Origin of the sequence: Methylophaga sp. UBA3192 (genome assembly GCA_002363955.1) — a bacterium.
GTDB lineage: Bacteria > Pseudomonadota > Gammaproteobacteria > Nitrosococcales > Methylophagaceae > Methylophaga.
On sequence record DEXE01000006.1, the window covers coordinates 77,869 to 97,698 of the forward strand.

Here is a 19,830-nt window from a genome sequence, read left to right on the forward strand (position 1 = left end):
TAACAAAAGCTGTTTGACTAATTAAATAACAATCATTATCATTAACATCAACGTTAATTAACCGGGTTTATTTCATGATAGTTTGTGTATGCAACAACGTGAATGTAGAGAAAGTTAAAGCCTCTATTGATGCAGGCGCAGACACGCTTGAAGCTATCCGTGAAACTACCGGAGCAGCAGCATGCTGCGGTAAATGCCAGTTCAAAGTGAACCGTGTTTTACAGCAACACGCGCCACAGCTCGATGATCAGAATGGCTATCTGGTTGCTCAGACTGTAAACGCCTCTCATTAAAGTTGCGCAGATATCGCAACAGCATAAACTTCCCGCATTTATTAATCTGATTCCTTTCTCAAAACCATAAAAATTTCATGGTTTTTCTCTGTTCAACAAGTTATTAATTTGTTTAGCTTTAATCTTGATTACTGATTTAGATCCGGGCGAGGAATGCAATGCAGATGATAATTGTTATCATTTGTCTTTAATATCAATAACTTATCTTTGACTTTTATGGCTTATTAACGATAATCAACACTATCGAGCAATGAGAGAGGGATAATCCGATGAAAGGCGATAAAAAAGTTATTGAGTTGCTAAATAAAGTATTGGGCAATGAGCTGGTTGCTATTAACCAATATTTTCTGCATGCCAAAATGTATAAGGATTGGGGCCTGAAAAATCTCTATGAGCATGAGTATCATGAATCCATTGATGAAATGAAACATGCGGATGCACTGACTGAAAGGGTTCTGTTTTTGGAAGGGTTACCAAACCTGCAGGATCTTGGTGCATTACGTATCGGAGAAAATACCCGTGAAATGTTGGAAGCGGATCTCTCTTTAGAGTTGGATGCGATTCCGGATCTGAAAGAGGGTATTCAGTATTGCGAGCAGATTGCTGACTATGTTACCCGTGACTTATTCAGGAATATTCTTGAATCAGAAGAAGAACACGTCGACTGGCTGGAAACCCAGCTGAGTCTGATTGATAAAATGGGTATTGAAAATTACCATCAGGCACAAATCGTTAAAGAAGCCGAGTAATAATGCTTTATTGAAAAAAAGCCCCATCAGCAATTGCTGGTGGGGCTTTTTAATGACAGGCTAATTAATTGACGCATTGGAGCCGGTTTTGGTTAATCCAATTTGCATGTTATTAAAATGAATATGACCTTCTCGATTCTCGTACAGTGGGTCATTTTCTATCCAGATAAGTTGCTCACGTAGCAGCATATCGAAAGCTTCTGCCAAACATTTTCTATCGGCATCTGAGTCAGTATCAAATTCAGCAACTTTAATAATTAAGAGGTTCCAGCTCCATCTGGAAATTATCTGATAAAAGTAAAATATCAATCAGTTGTTGGGCAAATTCTTCGCTCATTTTTCACCTCTCTTGAAAAATCAACAGATGTATTCATACGCCTTGTCAGCTTCGATAATTAAAGCTTCGCAAGTTGTTCACAGGCTTTTTCACCTTTACTGAGCATAATGACATTTTTATGAACACATTTAGCATTCCACGTTGAATCCGGTCTGTTTGTTCTTATCGATTTATAAAAAGCTGAGTTTTCAAGATCGGGATCATCAACGGTATATACCTCGACCTCCTCATTGGCCCAGCTACCTGACCAGGCATTGGTTGCGCCAACCAATTGAAAAAACTGTTGCTGATATTTTTCAAAGCCCGCTGCCTCAAGCTCAGCAAAGGTTAACTTCGCATTATTCTGTTCGCAGGCGGTGAGGATAAATAAACAAGACGAAATCATTAATTTCCAGTGCATAAAATCTCCCTGAAAACGTTCTCCCGGTTTGGGAGATAAAAGAAATGTGACATGAAATAGCTGAGAAGTTCTACAAATAATAATGCAGCGCAAATGGCGTGGTTGTCATTTTTAATTACTATATCATCCAAAACTGCCTGCCGAAAATGTCTGGTTTGAGATATAAAAATCTCCAGAGAAAGCTTTGCACAATACTGTTGGTAAAAAGCACTTAGCGTTAGCGTGTTACTTACTGCTCTAACTATTGCCATTTCACGATAATTATTCAATGAATTAGTCAATATAATGCCTCTTTATAAATTGCTTTGCTGATTAAAAGGACAGTTGATGATTAATGCATATGCGGCACTGGAAGCGGGGGCTAAACTCACCCCTTATCAATATGATCCTGGTCCGCTTGGCGATCATGAAGTCGAGATTGAGATGCGTTATTGTGGCATTTGTCATAGCGATATCAGCATTATTGATAATGATTGGGGAATGTCCTCATATCCTGTTGTGGCCGGACATGAAGTGGTCGGAACAGTAAGTCAGCTAGGTACGGCTGTGACCAATCTGGAAGTCGGCCAAACCGTTGGTTTAGGCTGGTATGCAGATTATTGTGAAAGCTGTGAACAATGTCATAACGGTGATGAAAATATATGTCCGGATCTCACACCCACCATCGTTGGGCATCATGGCGGCTTTGCCGATAAGGTTAGGGCCAATGCCAATAGTGTGATCCCACTGCCTGAAGACATTGATCTCAAATCAGTCGGGCCTTTGCTGTGTGGTGGGCTGACCGTCTTTAATCCCTTGGTTCAATTTGCCATCAAGCCAACCGATAAAGTTGGCGTGATTGGTATTGGTGGATTAGGCCATATTGCATTGCAATTTCTGCAAGCCTGGGGCTGTGAAGTCACGGCATTTACCAGCTCGTCCAAATTACAGGAAGCTCTGGATATGGGCGCTCATTACAGCGTGGACTCGCGTGATGAAAACGTCATGGCAGAACTGCCCAGAAAATTCGATATGATTCTCTCTACAGTTAACTTCAAACTGGATTGGAACCTGTACCTGAGTAAATTAAAACCCAGAGGGCGGCTGCACTTTGTCGGCGCCACGATGGAGCCATTGGATATCAAAGTGTTTAACCTGACAGAAGCGCAAAGAAGTATCTCTGGCTCTGACACCGGTAGCATACAAACCTGCAACAAAATGCTGGAATTTGCACAGCGTCATCAGGTGAAACCAGTGGTTGAAATGTATCCATTTGAGCAGATAAACGAAGCAATTGAAAAACTGCGTAAAGGCGATGTGCGTTATCGCATTGTGTTAGAGCGCTAATCAGCAAAATAAGTGAAATTTAACTTTACTGATTGCAAATAAAAAGCCCCATCAGCATAACTGATGGGGCTTTAATATTCTGGGTAACCTATTGATAATACTAGGTTAATGTTGGTACCGAGGGCGAGAATCGAACTCGCACTTCCGAAGAAACCGGATTTTGAATCCGGCGCGTCTACCAGTTCCGCCACCCCGGCAACAAGCCGAGCATTATAACGAGAGCTGTCTGAATATGAAAGTCCGATTTAGGTAATTGATGATATTTTTAAATCTCGAAAGAGATTTTACCTAACGAAATATGTAGTAGCTCTGCTATGATCTCGCCATGCATCGTACCGACTTTCAATTCGAACTCCCGCCGGAGTTAATCGCCCAGTATCCGTCCAAACATCGAACTGCCAGCCGCTTGCTGTCACTAGATGGTAACCATGGAGAACTGGCCGATCGCCAGTTCAGTGACATTCTGGATTTACTTAAACCCAATGATTTACTGGTATTCAATAACACCAAAGTAATTCCCGCCCGTTTGCTGGGCGAAAAGGAAACCGGCGGCAGGATTGAAGTATTGGTTGAAAGGGTGTTGGATGATAAACGGGTTCTGGCGCATATCCGCAGCAGCAAATCACCCGGAGCAGGGCGGATATTAATTCTGGAATCTGAGCTTCGTGCACAAGTTTTAGGCCGTCATGAGGCTTTGTTTGAGCTTCAGTTTGATATCGAATGCGATGTCATCGAAGCACTTGAGCAATACGGCCGATTACCGCTTCCACCTTATATAGAACGTGAAGTTGATAAAAGTGACCTGGATCGTTATCAGACCGTTTATGCCAAGCAAGTTGGTGCAGTAGCTGCCCCGACTGCCGGACTGCATTTTGATAATGAACTGATGCAGCGTATACGGGACAACGGTATCGATATGACCGAAGTCACTTTGCATGTTGGTGCAGGAACATTTCAGCCCGTGCGGGTTGAGGATATTCGTAGCCATCAAATGCACTCTGAACGTATTGAAGTCAGTGAAACTGTTTGTGAAAAGGTTCGTCAAACCCGGGAAAAAGGCGGACGAGTGATTGCCGTGGGTACCACCAGTGTCAGAGCATTGGAGAGTGCGTCACGAGGTGGTGAAATTGCCGCCTATTCCGGTGAAACCGATATCTTTATTTATCCGGGCTATGAATTTCGTTCGGTCGATGCGATGGTCACCAATTTCCATCTTTCCGAATCGACTTTATTGATGCTGGTCTCAGCCTTTGCCGGACGCGAGCATATAATGTCAGCCTACCATCACGCCATTGAGCAACGTTACCGTTTTTTCAGTTACGGTGACGCGATGTTTATCACCAGGAAAACTGCATGAAGCTTTTAGATCAGATTCGCTTTGTATTAGTAGGCACCACACATCCAGGCAATATTGGTGCCTCGGCCCGGGCAATGAAGACCATGGGCTTAACCAATCTGCATCTGGTCTCACCGAAAATCTATCCCAGTGCTGAAGCCACTACGCGGGCATCCGGAGCGGATGACGTGCTTGCCAGAGCCGTCGTTCACGACAGCCTGGAGTCAGCTATAACTGGCTGCCAGCATGTGTTTGGCATGAGCGCCCGGCTAAGACATCTGGCCGTACCATTAATGAATCCGCGGGAAGCGGTTACCTCGCTTGAAAAATATGATGATGACACCCATATTGCTATTGTATTTGGTCGCGAGCATTCGGGTTTATCAAATGATGAACTGGATCTATGCCATACACTGGTGAATATTCCGGCGAATCCGGAATATAGCTCATTGAATCTGGCGGCCGCTGTCCAGGTGATGGCTTATGAATTACGCATGAGCTTCAACCCGACGATTGAACGTGGTCGCATTGGTGAGGAACGGGAAGCGATTAATGCTGAAGATCTGGTGCATTTATATGACCATTTTGAGCGAAGCCTGACCACAATAGGCTTTTTAGATCCGAGTAATCCACGCTATTTAATGCGGCGGATTCGCCGATTATTTAACCGGGCAGATCTTGACCGAAACGAAGTTCAGATTTTGCATGGCATTTTGCGTGCAGCAGAGACCAAAGCGAGGAGTTCAAAATGAACGATCAATTACATGTGACCCGCTGGCAGCGTTTTAAGGAAGATATCTACTGTGTATTTGACAGAGATCCCGCCGCGCGCAATGTATTTGAAATCGTTACTACCTATCCTGGTGTACACGCATTAACCCTGCATCGCTTCAGCCACTGGTTATGGAAAAAGGGCTGGATGTGGCTGGCTCGGTTTATGTCGACTATTGGTCGCTGGCTGACCGGGATTGAAATTCATCCGGGGGCTAAAATTGGCCGACGGTTTTTTATCGATCATGGTATGGGTGTGGTGATTGGTGAAACCGCTGAAATTGGTGATGATTGCACTCTTTATCACGGGGTCACGCTGGGCGGTACTTCATGGAAAGGCGGTAAACGTCATCCAACCCTGACCAATAATGTGGTGGTGGGTGCCGGCGCAAAGGTGCTTGGTCCGATTACTGTCCATGAAGGTGCCCGGATTGGTTCAAATGCGGTTGTGGTCAAGGATGTTGCGGCCAACGAAACTGTTGTTGGTATTCCCGGCCGAGTGGTGCGAAGCCAGAAAAATCCGGATAAGAAAGCCCAGGAAAAGCTGGCACAGTCTGTTGGATTTGATGCTTACGGCACTTCCACACAAACGCCTGATCCTGTTGCCTCAGCGATTCATGGTTTGATTGAGCACATTCATTTAATGGAAAAACGCATGGATGCCATGTGCCAGACAATTCACCGTCTTGGCGGTGAAATACCAGAGGTTTCCATGCCGGAATTAGATGGCTGCGAACTGGATAAAGAGTCTGATTCTGCTAAAGTTGACTAAAATAGTCGGACATGAAAAACTATCCAAATAGTTTGTGATAGGAAATCAATATGCGCTTAACGACTAAGGGTCGCTATGCTGTGACAGCGATGCTCGATTTAAGTCTTAATTACGGTGTTGGCGCGATCACGCTAGCAGATATTTCCGAGCGGCAGGGCATCTCACTTTCTTATTTGGAACAATTGTTTGCCAGATTACGCAAGCAAGGCTTGGTGAGCAGTTCACGTGGACCGGGCGGTGGCTATAAATTGAGTCGTGCGGCGACAGAAATTACAGTATTGGATGTGATTTCAGCGGTTGATGAAAAAGTGGATAGTACGCAATGTCAGGGAAAACATAACTGTCATGCCGAAGAGCAATGTCTCAGCCATGAACTGTGGCAGAGCCTGAGTGATCAGATCCGTGTTTATCTTGCTGGCATTACATTGCATCATGTCGTAAGTGATTACGAGCGTAGCCTGAACAGCCGAAATAGCGGTGAAAAAGTCATCAAGTTTGATGCACTCTGAAATAACAGACTGAGTCTCATGTCTTTTGCTTATCTAGACCACAATGCTGGAACCGGCCTGGCTGAAGGTGTACTGGATACCATGCTGCCGTACCTTAAACAGCAACAGGGTAATCCCTCAAGCAGCCATCGGTTTGGTCGGTATACCCATGCGGCGATTGACCATGCTCGTCAGCAAGTTGCTGATTTGGTAAATGTGGAAATTGATCAAATCATTTTTACCAGCGGCGGCACTGAATCCAATAACCAGGCCATTAGTGGTGTTTCCCAGCTGTTCGATAGCGGGCGCGTTTTAATCGGCAGCACTGAACATCCCGCTGTTTTAGAGCCGGCAAAACGCTTGCAGCAACAGGGCTTTGAAGTGTTGTTCCTTCCGGTGAATGCTGATGGATTGATCAATATCGAGATATTCGAAACCCTGTTAACCGGTGATACCCGCTTGGTCTCCGTTATGTGGGCTAATAATGAAACGGGTGTGGTGCAGAATATTGCACAGTTAACCGAGATGACCAAAGCCCGCGATATCGTGTTTCACTGCGATGCTGTCCAGGCGGCTGGCAAACTGGATATTGATTTTCAGGCTGCCGGTATTCAGATGATGAGTTTGTCGGCGCATAAATTCGGCGGTCCAAAAGGTATCGGCGCCTTGATTGTCGATAAAAAACTCGACTGGCCTGCATATGTGTTAGGCGGCGGTCAGGAGCATGAAAAACGCAGTGGTACCGAAAATGTTGCTGCAATCGTGGGCTTTGGAGCAGCGGCTGAAAAAGCCAAACAGCAATTAACCCATTATCAACAGCATTGCCGTGAATTAAGAGATTTACTGGAAATACGATTAAGAGTGATCCCGGGCGTTACCATTTTTGCCCAATCGACAGAACGTTTGCCCAATACAGTGTTTTTTTCGTTGCAAGGCTTCGATTCAGACACTTTGCTGATGTCACTGGATCGAAAAGGTTTTTCGGTTTCCAGTGGTTCGGCCTGCGGTACCGGCCGGCAGATACCAAGTCATGTGCTTAAGGCAATGGGAGTAGATGATATGACGGCCCTGGGGGCTGTCCGAGTCAGTGTTGCACTGGAAAATACTAAAGAACAAATCGAACAGCTGGCTGTCGTAATTGAGAAAGAAGCCAGTCGTTTTAACCATTTGATGAACAGGTAATGAAATGACAACAATTACATTGACACAATCAGCAGTAAAACGCGTACGTGATATGGTCGCCAAACGTGATAGTGGAATCGGCTTGCGTATCGGTGTGGTTAAAAGTGGTTGCTCGGGTTACAGCTACGCGCTTGATTATGCCGATGCGATTGCGGCTAACGATATGATAATCGAGCAGGACGATGTCAAAGTAGTTGTCGATAAAGACAGCTTGCCTTTACTGGAAGGCATGATTCTGGATTTCGTTAAGGAAGGCCTGAACCAAAGCTTTAAATTCAGAAATCCGAATGTCACTTCTGAATGCGGTTGTGGTGAGAGCTTTAGCGTGACCAAATAAACTGTTCACTAAATTCGTACCTCAAACTGCCCGTTAAGTTTTAACGGGCAGTTTTGTTTTACCCGGCGCTTAAGCTGTGATTGAATCTCCTCCATGACTGAACTTAATAATCTCGAATTTGACGCGAAACACCTCTGGCACCCATACAGCAGTGTGCAAAACCCACCATTATTGCACGAGGTGGTTTCAGCAAAAGGCGTTTATTTAACGCTGGCGGATGGCCGGCAAATTATTGATGGCATGTCTTCCTGGTGGTCCGCCATTCACGGTTATGGTCATCCACGATTAAATGCGGCTGCTAAAGATCAACTCGATAAAATGTCGCATGTGATGTTTGGCGGATTAACCCATGATCCCGCTGTCAGTCTGGCACGACGCTTAATCGATATTACCGATGATGCGTTGCAGTATGTGTTTCTGGCGGATTCCGGGTCGGTGTCTGTTGAGGTTGCCATTAAAATGGCGATTCAATACTGGTTTGCTCAAGGTAAAGTGGATAAACAAAAATTGCTGTCATTGAGAAGTGGCTATCACGGCGACACCTTTGGTGCGATGGCGGTTTGCGATCCGGTCAATGGTATGCATTCCCAATTTGCCAATGTGTTACCTCAGCACCTGTTTGCATCGGCGCCAACCTGTCGTAATGACGCCGATTGGCAGGACAGTGATATTGCCGAAATGCGTGATTTAATCGAAGCCAACCATGAACAATTAGCTGCGGTGATTGTTGAGCCATTGGTTCAGGGTGCTGGTGGCATGCGTTTCTATTGTTCGCAATATCTGCGTGAACTCAGATCGTTATGTGACCAGCACAATGTGTTGCTGATTTTTGATGAAATCGCCACAGGCTTTGGTCGCACGGGACATTTGTTTGCTTACGAAGCTGCCGGTGTGGTGCCGGATATTATATGCCTTGGTAAGGCGTTAACTGGCGGTTATATGACTCTGGCAGCCACCTTATGTCAGACTAAAGTGGCACAGGGTATTTCAGCCGACGGGCAGGGTGTGTTGATGCATGGTCCGACCTTTATGGGAAATCCGCTGGCCTGCCGGGTCGCCAGTGAAAGTATTGATGTTTTGCTTGAATCAGATTGGCAAAAACTGGTGTTGAATATTGAATCCCAACTGACTGATGAACTCAGTGAATTAGCTTCTCATTGGTTAGTAAAAGAAGTTCGGGTCAAAGGGGCAATAGGGGTGGTTGAACTGAACCAGCCTCTCGACAGTTTTATGGACTGGTTGCCGGGATTTATTGTGGAGCAAGGTGTCTGGATAAGGCCATTTCGTTCAATGATCTATGTGATGCCGCCTTATATCATCAGCTCAGAACAGTTAACCCAATTAACTACGGCGATAAAAGTTATCGTCAATAAACTGGGTGAATCAGTAAAATCCTGAGACCGATCAAGAGTATGTCTGATAGTGTTCTGTTTTTTGCGGCGTAATATCTTTTTCACGCTATCCAGAAAAGCGGATTGCGATACCCTTAAAAATAGAATGGAGAAATGATTATGTGGACTAAACCAGAATATTCAGATATGCGTTTCGGTTTTGAAGTAACCATGTATATCTGCAACCGTTAATTTCGGTTCAAATGTACTTAAAAAGCCTCTGGAGCTAAGCTCCAGGGGCTTTTTTTATACAGCCTCAACTCAAATCGCTAATTCCGATTATATTAATAGAATTAAGTTGTTTGACCGTTGTATTTTCGAGCCCTAGAATGACCCTGTCGCTTTTGACAATCAACAAGGAGTAGACCATGTCGACTTTGATTAATACTACCATTAAACCGTTTAAAACCACTGCATTTCACAAAGGCGAGTTCGTACCGGTTACTGATGCCGATCTGAAAGGAAAGTGGTCAGTTGTATTCTTTTATCCAGCCGATTTCACTTTTGTTTGCCCTACAGAGCTGGGCGATTTAGCTGATCATTACGCAAAATTGCAGGAAATGGGTGTTGAAGTTTATTCAGTATCAACTGATACCCACTTCACTCATAAAGCCTGGCACGATGCTTCTGAAACCATCAAGAAAATCAACTTCCCGATGCTGGGTGATGCGACTGGTGCGATCAGCCGTAACTTTGAAGTCATGATTGAAGAAGAAGGTCTGGCGCTGCGTGGCACATTTGTTATCGATCCGGAAGGCGTGATCAAAGTGTGTGAAGTTCACGATCTGGGTATCGGCCGTAGTGCAAAAGAACTGGTTCGTAAAATCCAGGCTGCTCAGTATGTTGCCTCACATGATGGTGAAGTTTGCCCAGCTTCTTGGCAGCCAGGTGAAGAAACCTTGTCACCATCGCTGGATTTGGTTGGCAAAATCTAAAGAAAATCTGAATTTAGAATTTCTTGATCCGTTGGATCACGTGTGTCCGGGCCGATCGGTCCGGACAACACCCAAATATTTATAGAATTTTACACAGGCAGGTGCCTTATGTTGGATGCAAATATTGCTGCACAATTAAAAACTTATCTGCAGAATCTGCAACGTCCTGTAGAGATCATTGCGTCACTTGATGACGGCAAAAAATCTCAGGAAATGCGAGAACTGCTGGTTGAAATTGCAGAGATGTCTGACAAAGTCAGTTTTTCCGATGCAGACAACGATGCGCGTAAACCATCATTCCGGGTGAAACAACCGGAAGGTCAGGAGCACATCCGCTTTGCCGGTATTCCGATGGGTCATGAATTTACCTCGCTGGTTTTAGCATTGCTGCACACCGGTGGTCATCCAATGAAGACCGAGCCTGAAGTCATCGAGCAAATCAAACAACTCGACGGTGAGTTTGTGTTTGAAACATATATTTCACTGTCATGCCAGAACTGCCCGGAAGTAGTACAGGCGTTAAATTTGATGGCGGTGTTAAATCCGAATATTCATCACACTATGATTGATGGTGCGTTATATCCTGAAGAAGTAGAATCGCGTCAGATTATGGCTGTGCCTACTGTTTATCTGAATGGTCAGGTATTTGGTCAGGGAAGAATGGGGCTGGCCGAAATCATTGGCAAACTGGATACCGGTGCAATCAAGCGTGAAGCTGAAAAAATCAACCAGCGCGCACCGTATGATGTGTTGATTATTGGCGGTGGTCCGGCAGGTGCTTCAGCTTCCATTTATGCTTCACGTAAAGGTATTCGTACTGGCATAGTGGCTGAGCGGTTTGGCGGACAGGTCATGGATACCCTGGCAATTGAGAACTTTATTTCGATTAAAGAAACGGAAGGCCCGAAGCTGGTCGCGGCACTTGAAGAACATGTCAAGGAATATGAAGTTGACGTGATGAAACTGCAGCGTGCTAACAAGTTACGCCAGCAAGGCAAAATGATTGAAGTAGAATTGGAAAGTGGCGCTAAGTTGCTCAGTAAATCGATTATTATCGCGACCGGTGCACGCTGGCGTGAGCTGGGTGTGCCCGGAGAAAGTGAATATCGGGGGCATGGTGTGGCTTACTGCCCGCATTGTGATGGCCCGTTGTTTAAAGGCAAACATGTTGCGGTTATCGGTGGCGGTAATTCCGGTGTGGAAGCGGCGATTGATCTGGCCGGTATTGTCGGTCATGTCACCTTGCTGGAATATGCAGATCAATTGAAAGCTGATGCGGTATTGCAGAAAAAATTGCATAGTCTGAACAACGTTACGGTCATTATCGGCGCGCAAACCATGGATATCACTGGTGATGGCAAAAAAGTGAACGGTCTGAATTATAAAGATCGGGCCACAGAAGAATCACATCATGTTGATGTGGCAGGTGTGTTTGTTCAAATCGGTTTGCTGCCTAATACCGATTGGCTGAAAGATACCCTAACGTTAAGTAAATATGGTGAGATTGAAATTGATTCTCACGGGGCAACATCAATGCCGGGCGTGTTTGCGGCCGGCGATGTGACCACCATTCCATACAAACAGATCATTATGGCAATGGGTGAGGGTGCCAGAGCCGCATTAGGTGCGTTTGATTATCTGATCAGAAACGAGTTTGATGAGAAGGATCAGGCAGCTTAACGATAAATGTGGATTCACTCCGCTTCGTCAATTAAATCGCGCAAGTTTAATAACTTCATGCGAATGGCGAGGCGGGTGAGTTCAATATCCGAGTTCACCTCAAGTTTACGTTTGATAATGTAATGTGAATTGGAAACCGTTTTCGGACTGATATTCAGAATATCGGCTATCTGTTGATTATTCTTGGCTTCCAGCAATAAACGTAAAATCTCAAACTCCCTCACCGTTAAATCATCTAATCTGGCTTTGTCCTGACCCAGTTTTTCCAAGGCCAGCGCCTGTGCAATATCAGGACTGAGACTGAGGTTATTTTCGTAAACCTCATAAATTCCATGAATCAATAAAGTTGGATCACTGCTTTTGGTGACATAACCCAATGCGCCTGCGCGGATGGCCTGCAAGGCAAAGCTGGGGTTTTGATGCATACTGAACACCAGAATCCGTGCCTGAGCATCATATTGCCGAATACGTGAAATTGCTTCCAAACCACTTTGTCCCGGCATCGAGATATCCATGATCACCACATCCGGCTGAAAGGTTTTGTAATTCTGATAGGCTTCAGCAGCATCCCGAGCATCGGCTATCACGGTTAAATTAGGTTGCTTTTGCAATAATGAACGATATCCTTCCCGCACAATGGCGTGATCATCCACTAATAAGATTTGAATCATTTTTTCAGTCATGCAAGTTCTCTGTTAGTGATTCTGCTGGCGGATTAACGGGTAACTCGATCAGCAGTTTTAAACCACCGTCGTTGTGAGTATCCATGGTTATTTTACCGCCGAGCGCAGTTACTCTCTCTGCGATACCGAGTAGTCCCACTCCCATGTTCTGATTTAACGTTTCCCGCTTGGCTTTGCCATTATCTTCTACCTCCAGGATAAGCTGATGTGGATCAACATATTTCAGTTGGATACTGGCTTCACTGGCTCGGGCATGTTTGGCAATATTGGTCAATGACTCCTGCACAATACGGTACAAATTGACGGGCAATGGTTCAGGCAGGATATCCATTCCATCATCAATCTGCAGGGTAAATCGTGTTTCACCGCCTGTCCGCTGGTTCCAGCTTTTAATCAGCTTATCCAGACTTCGTGTCAGTCCAATCTCATCGACATCAGCGGGACGTAAACGTGTCAGTAATCCACGTAGGGCGGACATCATATGCGCCGTAATATGGCTGATACCCTCGGTTTCGCTGAGTATGGATGGACAATCCTTTCGAGCTGTCTGGCTGATGGATGTGGTCAGGGCATTGATACCGGCCAGACATTGACCGAATTCATCATGTAACTCACGACTGATAAACCGATGTTCTTCTTCCTGTGCATTAATCAGTTTCAGTGCCAGTTGGCGGTTTTCATTCATGATCTGTTGCTGGGTAGATGCCAGTGCATTAATCGCTTCGCTGGTACGGCGCCATTCACCGATTTCAAAACTGGGAATACGGGTTTGCAGCTCGCCCTGTTGCATTTTTTCCAGGCCTCGAACAATCAATTGTGCCGGACGTAACAGTTGATTAATTGTCATAAACACCAGTAACGATACCGCCAGAATACTTACAGATAAAATACCGAAGACTGCCCGCAGATTACTCCAGGCCCGGGCAATTTCCATTTCAACATTCAACGAAACCAGAATGCTGCCATAGGTTATAGCGTTAAATGAAAAACGCCGGCTGGCTTCGTAGCTGGGATTAAACAACTGTTGATAAATTTCGCCGAACCAATTTGGCCAACGCGTTTCATCGTGTACTACTTCATTACACAAGCTGCGACGGCGGCTTTCTGTACGAGACAAAAACTGCACACAGGAACCAGGCACGCCGTTGAGTTGTTGCAGAATATCCGTATCGGGAAAGGCAACTGAATAGTCATAACGGGAAAACATTTTTAACAATTGCTGGGTGAGCTGTTTTTCTATTCGCTGCGCGGTTAAATCAGCCTCCAGCTTAGCCTGTTGGTCGGTCTGGTACAGAACATATCCAGCACTGCACACCAGACAGATAAAGCCTATCAACATGATTCTAAAGAAAAGCTGCAGTCTGAGATTCATGGTTTATCCGTATTTACAATCAACACAGTCTAGGCGCAGATATCCACGCTGCAAAGCCTGGTTTCGACACACGGGAAATTTGCCCGATGTCCATGGGCAAATATCTGATGTGCTGATTGCGCTTTCAAGGTTTAATGAACATCATAAAAAAGCTATGTGAAAGTTAAGCAGTCGGCTTACCTCATCAAGCATTAAGTTATACGTTCAGTTTCGTATCATCAGCTTGGTTTCATATCAGACTGTTTGGTGATAGATTCCTGCATGAATCAAAAGCATAATCTTGATTAGCCAATGGTGAGTTCACAGGCAAAGACACAACAACGGGATTTTTGTGCTTTTGCTGTCGTCACCTGATAAGGCGTCATGTATAAAAAGCTAAAGAAACTTACTTACGCAATCAGTTTGGGTGAGTAAACTTAAATATATAAATACCTATTAAAAGGGGAGAGAGAATGTCGGATAAGCAGCAATTGGATACTGCTCGTGAACACGCTTTGGCACTGGAAAAAGTGGTCAATGATGTGGTGATTGGTCAGCAACAGGCCATTCGTTTGATTCTCATCGCATTACATGCTCGCGGACATGTATTACTCGAAGGTGGTGTCGGGGTGGGTAAAACCACTTTGCTGCGTGCTTTTTCCAAAGCATTGGGTGGCGCATTTGGCCGTATTGAGGGCAGTGTTGATTTAATGCCTAACGATCTGCTTTACAGCGCCTGGGTGAATGCGGATGGTAAACCGGTCATTGAACCTGGCCCGCTGATTGCCAAAGGTGAAGAAACCGCCGTGTTTTTCTTTAACGAAATCAACCGTGCCCGTCCACAAGTTCAATCTTTGTTGCTGAGAGCGATGGCAGAACGCAGTGCTGAAGCATTCGGTAAAGAATACCGATTCCCGCATATGATTGTGTTTGCTGATCGAAATGCTGTCGAAAAAGAAGAAACCTTTGAACTGAGTGCTGCCGCCCGTGACCGTTTTCTGTTTGAAATCAACATCAGCCGTCCACTGGAAGACGAGTCACGCCGTAAATTGATTTTTGATCCAGCCTTCCATGATGTGGATGCATTGCTCAGTTCCATTGGTGCCCCAATATTAAATTATCGTGATCTCAATGAACTGGATCGTGATATTCAAAATAGTGTGTATGTTTCACCGGAAATTGAAAACTATGTAGTGCGTCTTTGGGATGCCAGCTGGGAACCACATAAACTCGGTATTACGCTGACGGATGTCTATGTTGAAGATCTTGTTGTTGCTGGTGCCAGTGTGCGAGGTATGTCAGCAATGGTAAGGGCGGCGAAAGTCTGTGCCTGGCTGGAAGGACGCGATCATGTGCTGCCGGATGATATCCATTTTGTTTTACTGCCTTCACTTACACATCGTGTGTTCCTGTCTCCGGTCTATGACGGCCGCCGTGAACAGCTGATGCCACAATTTATTCAGGCGTTACGCGATCATATAGCCACACCGTAAGAAGGCATTCTGATGAAGCCTATACAACCTCAGGAGTTTAGCTATCGCTTTCCGGATAAGGTGTTTGGTCATGTGCCCGGTGCACATAGCGGAACAGCGCTGGGCAGCGGTGATCGTTTTGCCGGTTTCGCTGATTTATTTGATTATCCGGATCCACGGCGTCTGGATGTACGCGCCAGTTTACGTACCAATATTGCTGATTCCGCTCTGGGAAATCAGGAACGATGGCTGGTAAGACGTTATCAACAACGTTCGTCCATCACTTTATGGCTGCTGTCGGATTTGAGCCGATCGATGTCGGTTTCCAGTGTCAGTAATGAACGGGTTGCCCGATTGGCGCATATGATTGCGCATAGCTCGATCAGATTCGGTGATCGTTTTGCCATGGCCGGATTTGATGATATCTGGCGTAAAGATGTATCCGTAATGCCAACCAGGCAACGCAGTATGCCAGCGGTTGCGGCAGAAAAAATTATCAACGCTGCACCTCCGACAGCACCGGGTGCAGAGGGCTTGTTTGATGCGGCCGATTTAATCAGTAGTAAAAGGGCAATCGTATTTCTGGCCTCGGATTTTTGCTGTGATATCGATCTGGTTGATCGCACCTTACGCAAGCTGGCGCATTACACGGTGGTGCCTATCGTCTGGCAGCATGATGAGGTGGATCATTTACCTTCGCACGCGGGCTGGACGGAGACGCGCGATTCTGAAACCGGTAAACGCCATAGCGTATGGATACGTCCCGGCATCAAGAAACGCTGGCAACAGCAACTGGATGATCACTTTGAGAAACTGACGGCCTGTTTTATGCGTTATCGCGTCAAGCCGCTTTTTGTCTCCGGAGAAGTGACACCACAACAGTTGACACAGTATTTCTCCGCAATGAAAAAATCATAGGAATGCACACAATGCGCCGCTTGATCCTTATTATCAGTTTTATATTTAGCAGCCAGCTTATGGCTGAAGAAGTCACCATCAAACTGGATCGCAGTTGGGGTTTGTTAATTGGTGACCAGATTATCGCCAGCGTAAATTTGCCGGTCAATGCCAGTGAACTTGATCAGGATAGTCTGCCGCAACTTGAAAAACGTCATGGTCCCTGGCTATATCTGCAGGAAGTTGCCGCAACAGGCGAACAGTTGCAATTACATTATCTGCTGGTCAATGTGCCAGCTGAAACCCGGCAACTGGAAACACCGACGCATACATTGAGAACCTCGCAGGGTGATTTACTGACGATACCTTCTGCGAGTTTTTCTGCCGGTTCTTTTTTGAACGCTACAGATGATGCGGCTACAGTGACCTTGCGTGGTGATCATCAGTTATTGGCTGCTGATTTCAGCCCATTACATAAAAAACTGACTTATGCCACGTTAGTTGCACTGTTAACAACGTTAATTTGGTTAATCTGGCATATAGGTCTGCGTCCCGGCAAACGGTTACCCTTTGCTAAGGCTGTGTTTTCGATGAATAAACTACGCTGGTTCGGTCATAAAGATGTCGATTCGGCTACCCGGGTCATGCACCACGCGTTCAATGAAAGTGCCGGCACGGTAGTGATATACAGTCAGCTGCAACACCTGTGGGACAGCTGCCCCTGGCTGGTGGATTTACAGCCGGAAATCACCCGGTTCTATCAACAGTCAGCCTCCCATTATTTCAGCCGGAATCCAATGCAATCGGCAGATTTTGACAGTTTAATCAAACTGGCTCGTGCCTGCCGGGCGAGGGAGAAGATGGCATGATGCTGCTTGGCCTTGAATGGGCTTTCCCCCTGGTTTTGTTGTTGTTGCCAGTGGCATTGTTGCCGTGGTTTAACAATAATCTGGATAAGACAGTGGCCTGGACAGCACTGGTGCCACACGATCCGTTATCCCGAACTATTAGTCTGAGCCTGAAAGTTCTGTCTTCTGTTGTCATTGCTGCTTTATTACTTGCTGTCGCCAGTCCGGCCATACCGGAACGCACTGTGGAACGATTTGGTGAAGGGGCAGAGATTGTTCTGTTGCTGGACCGCAGTCGCAGTATGGATGATGCCTTTGCGGTCACCACACAGGCGGCAAATTACTCGGTTGCCGGGGATAACTCCAAACGTCGTGTTGCTAAAACTTATCTGACCGAATTTGTAAAAAAACGTCCGGATGACCGTTTTGGCTTTGTATTTTTCAGTACCAATTCAATTAATCTGTTGCCACTCACTTATAGTAAGGAAGCCATTCTGTCGACTATTGAAGCGAATTCTTTAGGTAAAGGACTTTCCGATACTAATCTGGCCGATGCATTAATGAATTCAGCCATCATGTTTGAAGATCAGCCTTACCGTGGTGCTCGTATCGTATTACTGGTATCTGATGGTGGTCAATTGATGACAGATGAGGCAATGGAACAGATTACTAAGCGATACAAAGAAATGAATCTGAGTATTTATTGGATTTATCTCAAGTCCAGACAGGAAATGACGCTGGAACCCTCAGAGAATGACAATATTTTGTATACCGATATACCTGAACGCAAAGTCCACGAGTTTTTCAAAACTATCGGCGTGCCTTACCGTGCGTTTGAGGCTGGTTCATTGGAAGAGTTTTCTGATGCGATGGATGAAATTGATGAGCAGCAATATCAAACACTTATTGTTGAAGAGTTGGTGCCTCACGAGCCGAAAGCCGATTGGTTTTTATGGTTAGCATTGCTTGCCATGCTGCCGTTGGCGAGTTCACATCTATACAGTTACTGGGGAGTTCGAAAAGCACATGAGTAACACATTGAAATTATTTCGACTGGCATTACTGGCAACATTGACTATCAGTTTACTGTTGATGGCTTTTACCGGTTGGCAAATATGGCGCCAAGCCAAAATTGAAGCCTTTGTTGCCGCGCCTCAGGATTTTGAATCCATACCTGATCATCCCCGGGCACATTTTGCTCAGGGTGCATACCTGGTGAGTCAGGAAGAAACGGACGCTGCTTTGGAACAATACACCCTGGTGCTGGGCAGTCAGCAAGCTCAGTGGTTGCCTGCAGCTTACTTCAATCGTGGAAATATCAATTTGCGTGAAGCCATGACTATGCAGGTTAGTGATCCTCGGATGATCCCTCTCGTTGAGTTGGCCAAACAGGATTATCGCAGTGCATTAAGGCAACAACCGGAATTCTGGGATGCGCGTTTCAATCTTGAAGTGGCATTACGTTTAGTGCCAGAAGATCCTGATATGGATGGCGATTTCAAAAAGCAAGAAATTTACAGCGAACGGAGTATTGAAACCAAGGCATTCAAGGTTGACCTGCCATGAGTTTGAGTTATCCCAAACGCATATTTTTAACCGCATTGGTGATGTTGTTCGGGCTGTTAATGATAATGGCAGCCTTGTGGTTGCCGCCGGTTGATCGTGAAGTGGACGTAATGGACAGCCTGTTTGTCATTGATATCACCGACAGTATGAATGTTCAAGATGTCAGTTTTGCTAACGAAAACATTAATCGACTGGATTGGGCCAAGGAGTACACCCGCCAGGCGATCCTCAGTATGCCGTGTGGCTCACATGCAGGTCTGGCGATTTTTTCCGAGGCACGTAGTCTGATTTTAATGACGCCGGTCGAAGTGTGTGCCAATTACCATGATCTGATGCAAATGCTGTCGCAATTCCAGCCGACTATGGCCTGGGCCAGATCCAGTGAAGTGTCTAAAGCACTTTATACCGCTATTCGTCAGGCCAAGGAAATTACTCCTCAACCGACAGTGGTGTTTCTGACAGATGGTCATGAGGCTCCCCCGGTACATGAAACGCTGTTTCCTAAGTTTACCGATACCCCCGGTGAAGTCCCGGGAATAATTATTGGTATCGGTGGCAGTGATTTGATGCCGATTCCAAAAACCAATGAGTCTGGTGAGATAGATGGATACTGGGAGATCAACGAAGTCATGCATCGTGATGTTTATGCTTCAAGTCGAGGTGATGCCGCCGAATTGAATGAAAATCGGCCGCGCACTGAGCATTTATCTTCACAAAAGAAATCCCATATGGAGACGGTTGCTAAACGTATTGGTTTTGAGTTTATCTCTTCACCAAAATCACCACAGAATCTGATTAAAGAGATGCAGAAAATTTCTGAAATGCGTCAGCAGCCGGTTAAATATGATCTGTTTGTCTGGCTGGCATCGATTGCTCTGGTTCTGCTGCTTTTGGTCTTTTTGCCCTATAGCCTGTTCAGTAAACAGCATGATTAAGCTGCGGCTGGACTTGATATAACGATGAAATGGATTTTATCGATATGAATTCCCTCTGATTTGGTTAGCCAGCTGTAAAGC

At 45.5% G+C, this 19,830-nt stretch carries 22 protein-coding genes and 1 tRNA gene; 19 read left to right on the forward strand and 4 right to left on the reverse strand.

Annotated features, from left to right (window positions below):
• Positions 1 to 74: 74 nt before the first annotated feature.
• Positions 75 to 293, forward strand: coding sequence for a (2Fe-2S)-binding protein (locus B2337_RS07460; RefSeq protein WP_292360065.1), 219 nt, complete (start codon positions 75 to 77; stop codon positions 291 to 293).
• 269 nt (positions 294 to 562) lie between these two features.
• Complete coding sequence (gene bfr, locus B2337_RS07465; protein ID WP_292413089.1) at positions 563 to 1,042, forward strand: bacterioferritin; 480 nt, start codon at positions 563 to 565, stop codon at positions 1,040 to 1,042.
• A gap of 395 nt (positions 1,043 to 1,437) precedes the next feature.
• On the opposite strand, the gene B2337_RS07470 is transcribed toward bfr, so the two are convergent.
• Positions 1,438 to 1,779, reverse strand: coding sequence for a hypothetical protein (locus tag B2337_RS07470; protein ID WP_292413090.1), 342 nt, complete (start codon positions 1,777 to 1,779; stop codon positions 1,438 to 1,440).
• Between the two features lie 327 nt (positions 1,780 to 2,106).
• Here B2337_RS07470 and ahr point away from each other — a divergent pair, with 327 nt between their 5' ends.
• A complete protein-coding gene (ahr, locus tag B2337_RS07475) occupies positions 2,107 to 3,105 on the forward strand; it encodes an NADPH-dependent aldehyde reductase Ahr (RefSeq protein ID WP_292413091.1) in 999 nt (332 codons plus the stop codon).
• A gap of 112 nt (positions 3,106 to 3,217) precedes the next feature.
• On the opposite strand, the gene B2337_RS07480 is transcribed toward ahr, so the two are convergent.
• Positions 3,218 to 3,302: transfer RNA gene (locus B2337_RS07480), tRNA-Leu, on the reverse strand.
• A 128-nt stretch (positions 3,303 to 3,430) separates the two neighbouring features.
• Between B2337_RS07480 and queA the strand changes: the two genes are divergently transcribed.
• From queA to ahpF, 10 genes are all read left to right on the forward strand, one after another.
• Complete coding sequence (gene queA, locus B2337_RS07485; protein ID WP_292413093.1) at positions 3,431 to 4,462, forward strand: tRNA preQ1(34) S-adenosylmethionine ribosyltransferase-isomerase QueA; 1,032 nt, start codon at positions 3,431 to 3,433, stop codon at positions 4,460 to 4,462.
• On the forward strand, positions 4,459 to 5,193 hold the full coding sequence (locus B2337_RS07490; protein WP_292413094.1) for an RNA methyltransferase: 735 nt from the start codon (positions 4,459 to 4,461) through the stop codon (positions 5,191 to 5,193). Before queA ends, B2337_RS07490 begins: the two co-directional genes overlap by 4 nt.
• Positions 5,190 to 5,984: a serine O-acetyltransferase gene (gene cysE / locus B2337_RS07495; protein WP_292360055.1), complete on the forward strand. Its 795-nt coding sequence runs from the start codon at positions 5,190 to 5,192 to the stop codon at positions 5,982 to 5,984. Before B2337_RS07490 ends, cysE begins: the two co-directional genes overlap by 4 nt.
• A 50-nt stretch (positions 5,985 to 6,034) precedes the next feature.
• Positions 6,035 to 6,493 (forward strand): Rrf2 family transcriptional regulator, encoded by a 459-nt coding sequence (locus B2337_RS07500; RefSeq protein WP_292360053.1) that lies wholly within the window; start codon positions 6,035 to 6,037, stop codon positions 6,491 to 6,493.
• A gap of 18 nt (positions 6,494 to 6,511) precedes the next feature.
• Complete coding sequence (locus B2337_RS07505; RefSeq protein ID WP_292413095.1) at positions 6,512 to 7,654, forward strand: cysteine desulfurase family protein; 1,143 nt, start codon at positions 6,512 to 6,514, stop codon at positions 7,652 to 7,654.
• 4 nt (positions 7,655 to 7,658) lie between these two features.
• The gene (locus B2337_RS07510; RefSeq protein WP_292413096.1) at positions 7,659 to 7,991 is read left to right on the forward strand and encodes a HesB/IscA family protein; all 333 of its coding nucleotides are present in this window, start codon (positions 7,659 to 7,661) and stop codon (positions 7,989 to 7,991) included.
• 93 nt (positions 7,992 to 8,084) lie between these two features.
• Positions 8,085 to 9,389, forward strand: coding sequence for an adenosylmethionine--8-amino-7-oxononanoate transaminase (gene bioA / locus B2337_RS07515; RefSeq protein ID WP_292413098.1), 1,305 nt, complete (start codon positions 8,085 to 8,087; stop codon positions 9,387 to 9,389).
• A gap of 113 nt (positions 9,390 to 9,502) precedes the next feature.
• The gene (pqqA, locus tag B2337_RS07520) at positions 9,503 to 9,574 is read left to right on the forward strand and encodes a pyrroloquinoline quinone precursor peptide PqqA (protein ID WP_081443609.1); all 72 of its coding nucleotides are present in this window, start codon (positions 9,503 to 9,505) and stop codon (positions 9,572 to 9,574) included.
• Positions 9,575 to 9,750: 176 nt separating this feature from the next.
• Complete coding sequence (gene ahpC / locus B2337_RS07525; RefSeq protein WP_292360047.1) at positions 9,751 to 10,317, forward strand: alkyl hydroperoxide reductase subunit C; 567 nt, start codon at positions 9,751 to 9,753, stop codon at positions 10,315 to 10,317.
• 108 nt (positions 10,318 to 10,425) lie between these two features.
• Complete coding sequence (ahpF, locus tag B2337_RS07530; RefSeq protein ID WP_292413100.1) at positions 10,426 to 11,997, forward strand: alkyl hydroperoxide reductase subunit F; 1,572 nt, start codon at positions 10,426 to 10,428, stop codon at positions 11,995 to 11,997.
• 14 nt (positions 11,998 to 12,011) lie between these two features.
• Here the strand turns inward: ahpF and B2337_RS07535 are convergent, their stop codons facing one another.
• Together B2337_RS07535 and B2337_RS07540 are read right to left on the reverse strand one after the other, a co-directional pair.
• Positions 12,012 to 12,680 (reverse strand): response regulator, encoded by a 669-nt coding sequence (locus tag B2337_RS07535; protein ID WP_292360043.1) that lies wholly within the window; start codon positions 12,678 to 12,680, stop codon positions 12,012 to 12,014.
• The gene (locus B2337_RS07540) at positions 12,673 to 14,052 is read right to left on the reverse strand and encodes a sensor histidine kinase (protein WP_292360041.1); all 1,380 of its coding nucleotides are present in this window, start codon (positions 14,050 to 14,052) and stop codon (positions 12,673 to 12,675) included. The genes B2337_RS07535 and B2337_RS07540 overlap by 8 nt, the downstream gene beginning before the upstream one ends.
• 452 nt (positions 14,053 to 14,504) lie before the next feature.
• Here B2337_RS07540 and B2337_RS07545 point away from each other — a divergent pair, with 452 nt between their 5' ends.
• Genes B2337_RS07545 through B2337_RS07570 form a run of 6 tightly spaced genes read left to right on the forward strand, consistent with a single transcriptional unit; the run spans position 14,505 to position 19,749 of the window.
• Positions 14,505 to 15,524, forward strand: a complete 1,020-nt coding sequence (locus B2337_RS07545) for an AAA family ATPase (protein ID WP_292360039.1) — start codon at positions 14,505 to 14,507, stop codon at positions 15,522 to 15,524.
• 12 nt (positions 15,525 to 15,536) lie between these two features.
• Positions 15,537 to 16,421: an MxaS protein gene (locus B2337_RS07550; protein WP_292413101.1), complete on the forward strand. Its 885-nt coding sequence runs from the start codon at positions 15,537 to 15,539 to the stop codon at positions 16,419 to 16,421.
• 59 nt (positions 16,422 to 16,480) lie between these two features.
• Positions 16,481 to 17,269, forward strand: coding sequence for a hypothetical protein (locus tag B2337_RS07555; RefSeq protein WP_292413103.1), 789 nt, complete (start codon positions 16,481 to 16,483; stop codon positions 17,267 to 17,269).
• Positions 17,266 to 18,282, forward strand: a complete 1,017-nt coding sequence (locus B2337_RS07560) for a vWA domain-containing protein (protein WP_292360035.1) — start codon at positions 17,266 to 17,268, stop codon at positions 18,280 to 18,282. Before B2337_RS07555 ends, B2337_RS07560 begins: the two co-directional genes overlap by 4 nt.
• Complete coding sequence (locus B2337_RS07565) at positions 18,275 to 18,814, forward strand: MxaK protein (protein WP_292360033.1); 540 nt, start codon at positions 18,275 to 18,277, stop codon at positions 18,812 to 18,814. The genes B2337_RS07560 and B2337_RS07565 overlap by 8 nt, the downstream gene beginning before the upstream one ends.
• Positions 18,811 to 19,749: a VWA domain-containing protein gene (locus B2337_RS07570; RefSeq protein WP_292413104.1), complete on the forward strand. Its 939-nt coding sequence runs from the start codon at positions 18,811 to 18,813 to the stop codon at positions 19,747 to 19,749. The genes B2337_RS07565 and B2337_RS07570 overlap by 4 nt, the downstream gene beginning before the upstream one ends.
• Positions 19,750 to 19,830: the final 81 nt, after the last annotated feature.

Coding starts and splice junctions, on each gene's coding strand:
- B2337_RS07505 (WP_292413095.1), top strand. CDS start 6,512: ATGTCTTTTGCTTATCTAGACCACAATGCTGGAACCGGCCTGGCTGAA.
- B2337_RS07570 (WP_292413104.1), top strand. CDS start 18,811: ATGAGTTTGAGTTATCCCAAACGCATATTTTTAACCGCATTGGTGATG.
- ahr (WP_292413091.1), top strand. CDS start 2,107: ATGATTAATGCATATGCGGCACTGGAAGCGGGGGCTAAACTCACCCCT.
- B2337_RS07560 (WP_292360035.1), top strand. CDS start 17,266: ATGATGCTGCTTGGCCTTGAATGGGCTTTCCCCCTGGTTTTGTTGTTG.
- bfr (WP_292413089.1), top strand. CDS start 563: ATGAAAGGCGATAAAAAAGTTATTGAGTTGCTAAATAAAGTATTGGGC.
- bioA (WP_292413098.1), top strand. CDS start 8,085: ATGACTGAACTTAATAATCTCGAATTTGACGCGAAACACCTCTGGCAC.
- B2337_RS07540 (WP_292360041.1), bottom strand. CDS start 14,052: ATGAATCTCAGACTGCAGCTTTTCTTTAGAATCATGTTGATAGGCTTT.
- cysE (WP_292360055.1), top strand. CDS start 5,190: ATGAACGATCAATTACATGTGACCCGCTGGCAGCGTTTTAAGGAAGAT.
- B2337_RS07470 (WP_292413090.1), bottom strand. CDS start 1,779: ATGCACTGGAAATTAATGATTTCGTCTTGTTTATTTATCCTCACCGCC.
- ahpC (WP_292360047.1), top strand. CDS start 9,751: ATGTCGACTTTGATTAATACTACCATTAAACCGTTTAAAACCACTGCA.
- B2337_RS07555 (WP_292413103.1), top strand. CDS start 16,481: ATGGCTGAAGAAGTCACCATCAAACTGGATCGCAGTTGGGGTTTGTTA.
- B2337_RS07550 (WP_292413101.1), top strand. CDS start 15,537: ATGAAGCCTATACAACCTCAGGAGTTTAGCTATCGCTTTCCGGATAAG.
- B2337_RS07460 (WP_292360065.1), top strand. CDS start 75: ATGATAGTTTGTGTATGCAACAACGTGAATGTAGAGAAAGTTAAAGCC.
- queA (WP_292413093.1), top strand. CDS start 3,431: ATGCATCGTACCGACTTTCAATTCGAACTCCCGCCGGAGTTAATCGCC.
- B2337_RS07565 (WP_292360033.1), top strand. CDS start 18,275: ATGAGTAACACATTGAAATTATTTCGACTGGCATTACTGGCAACATTG.
- ahpF (WP_292413100.1), top strand. CDS start 10,426: ATGTTGGATGCAAATATTGCTGCACAATTAAAAACTTATCTGCAGAAT.
- B2337_RS07500 (WP_292360053.1), top strand. CDS start 6,035: ATGCGCTTAACGACTAAGGGTCGCTATGCTGTGACAGCGATGCTCGAT.
- B2337_RS07490 (WP_292413094.1), top strand. CDS start 4,459: ATGAAGCTTTTAGATCAGATTCGCTTTGTATTAGTAGGCACCACACAT.
- B2337_RS07545 (WP_292360039.1), top strand. CDS start 14,505: ATGTCGGATAAGCAGCAATTGGATACTGCTCGTGAACACGCTTTGGCA.
- B2337_RS07535 (WP_292360043.1), bottom strand. CDS start 12,680: ATGACTGAAAAAATGATTCAAATCTTATTAGTGGATGATCACGCCATT.
- B2337_RS07510 (WP_292413096.1), top strand. CDS start 7,659: ATGACAACAATTACATTGACACAATCAGCAGTAAAACGCGTACGTGAT.